This window comes from Caulobacter sp. D5 (assembly GCF_003185805.1).
In the GTDB taxonomy this organism is placed as follows: Bacteria; Pseudomonadota; Alphaproteobacteria; order Caulobacterales; family Caulobacteraceae; genus Caulobacter.
This window is the reverse complement of the sequence record NZ_QHJY01000405.1, coordinates 1-2,096: the sequence shown is the minus strand read 5'-3', so window position 1 is coordinate 2,096 and position 2,096 is coordinate 1. Positions and strand designations below refer to the sequence as shown.

The 2,096-nt window shown below is 70.8% G+C and carries 2 protein-coding genes; one reads left to right on the top strand and one right to left on the bottom strand.

Going from position 1 to position 2,096, the window contains the following annotated elements; genetic code table 11:
• The coding region (locus tag DMC18_RS22150; protein WP_110133314.1) for a formimidoylglutamate deiminase at positions 1 to 1,122 on the bottom strand (1,122 nt) is incomplete at its 3' end.
• A 224-nt stretch (positions 1,123 to 1,346) separates the two neighbouring features.
• Between DMC18_RS22150 and hutI the strand changes: the two genes are divergently transcribed.
• On the top strand, positions 1,347 to 2,096 hold a 750-nt coding region (gene hutI, locus DMC18_RS22145; protein WP_110133313.1), incomplete at its 3' end, for an imidazolonepropionase.

Here is a 2,096-nt window from a genome sequence, read left to right as displayed (position 1 = left end):
CGGACGGCCCGCGCCCAGGGCCTGGGCCCCGCCCGCTACCGCCGCGCGCCACAGTTCGCCGCCGGTCGAGCGCTTGGGACCGCCGGCCAGCACGTTGCGAGCCCGCCGGGTCAGGCGCTGGGAATATTCCAGCACCCGCAGCTCCTCGGCCGCGTCGATCAGCACATTGCTGTCCGAGCCGATGCCGAAGGCGCCGCCGGCGGCCTGGTAGTCGTGGGCCGGAAAGACGCCGTCGCCGAGATTGGCCTCGGTGATCGGGCAAAGGCCGGCCACCGCGCCGCTCTTGGCCAGGCGCTCGGTCTCCATGGCGTTCATGTGGGTGGCGTGGACCAGGCACCATTGCTTGCCGACGTCGGCGTGGTTCATCAGCCAGCGGACGGGTCGCTGGCCGGTCGCGGCCAGGCAGTCGTCGACCTCCTTGGTCTGTTCGGCGATGTGGATGTGGATCGGGCCGCCGGCGGCCAGGGGCGTGATGGCGGTCAGTTCCTCGGCCGTAACCGCGCGCAGGCTGTGCGGAGCGATCCCGACCACCGCCTCGGGCAGGCCCGCGACGGCGGCGCGGCTGGCCTCCAGCAGGCGGGCGTAGCCGTCGACATCGGTGACGAAGCGCTTCTGGCCCTCGCCCGGCGCCGCGCCGCCGAAGCCGGCGTGAGCGTAGAACACCGGCAGCAGGGTCAGGCCGATGCCGGTTTCTTCGGCCGCCGCCGCGATCCGCGCGCCCATCTCGGCCGGGTTGTCGAAGGTCGCACCGCCCTGGTCGTGGTGCAGGTAGTGGAACTCGCCCACCCTGGTGAAGCCGCTCTCCAGCATCTCGACCTGGCCCATGGCGGCGATGGCCTGCAGGGCGTCGGGATCGAGGCGCTCGACGAAGCGGTACATCAGCTCGCGCCAGGTCCAGAAGCTGTCGCTCCCCTCGCCGCGCGCCTCTGTCAGGCCGGCCATGGCCCGCTGGAAGGCGTGGCTGTGCAGGTTGGGCATGCCCAGCAGGGCCGCGCCCAGGCGGGGTTCACTGCCGGCGACGACGTCGGTGTCGATGCGGGCGATGCGGCCTTCGGAGAGGGTCAGGCGCACGCCCTTGGCCCAGCCGTCGGCCAGCAGGGCGCTCTCGCACCAGACGACGATGTCTTTCGGCGCTTCGGGTTTCGGAGCCTCGACGGAGACGGGTTCGCTCAAGGTCTCGACGCGGATTTCCTCTGGGCTCTCCTCGGACGCCGGTTCGGGGGCTTCAAGATTCTCGGCGTCGGTCACTGGACAATCCTCGTCGCTCGCGAATATGTCTATACATATTGAACCGGGCCGCAAGGGTCGCGGTGAGGCGACTCAAAGCGGCTTCGGAGGCGTTGGCGATGCGGTGCGATCGGGTTTGGATCAAGGCCCGCCTTGCGACCCTCGCCGAAACCGCGCCCGGCCTGGGCGTCGTCGAGGACGGCGTCATCGCCGCCAAGGACGGCCGCATCCTCTATGCCGGCCCCGCCAGCGATGCCCCGGCCTTCGAGGCGGCCGAGACCACCGACTGCGAAGGCCGCTGGATCACGCCCGGCCTGATCGACCCGCACACCCACCTGATCTTCGGCGGCGACCGCGCCCACGAGTTCGAGCTGCGGCTGGCCGGCGCTAGTTACGAAGAGATCGCCCGGGCCGGCGGCGGCATCGTCTCGACCATGAAGGCCACCCGCGAGGCGAGCCAAGACCACCTGGTCGCCGCCGCCCTGCCCCGCCTGGACACCCTGATCGCCGAGGGCCTGACGACGATCGAGGTCAAGTCCGGCTATGGCCTCTCCCTCGAACACGAACTGAAGAGCCTGCGCGCCGCCCGCGCCCTGGCCAAGGCCCGGCCGGTTTCGGTCAAGACCACTTTCCTCGGCGCCCACGCCCTGCCGCCGGAATATAAGGGCGACGCCGACGGCTACATCGACCTCGTCTGTAACCAGATGATCCCCGCCGTCGCCGCAGAAGGCCTCGCCGACGCGGTGGACGGCTTCTGCGAGGGCATCGGCTTTTCGCCGGCCCAGATCCGCCGAGTGTTCGAGACCGCCCGCGCCCACGGCCTGCCCGTGAAGCTGCACGCCGAGCAGTTGTCGAACCTGCACGGCGCG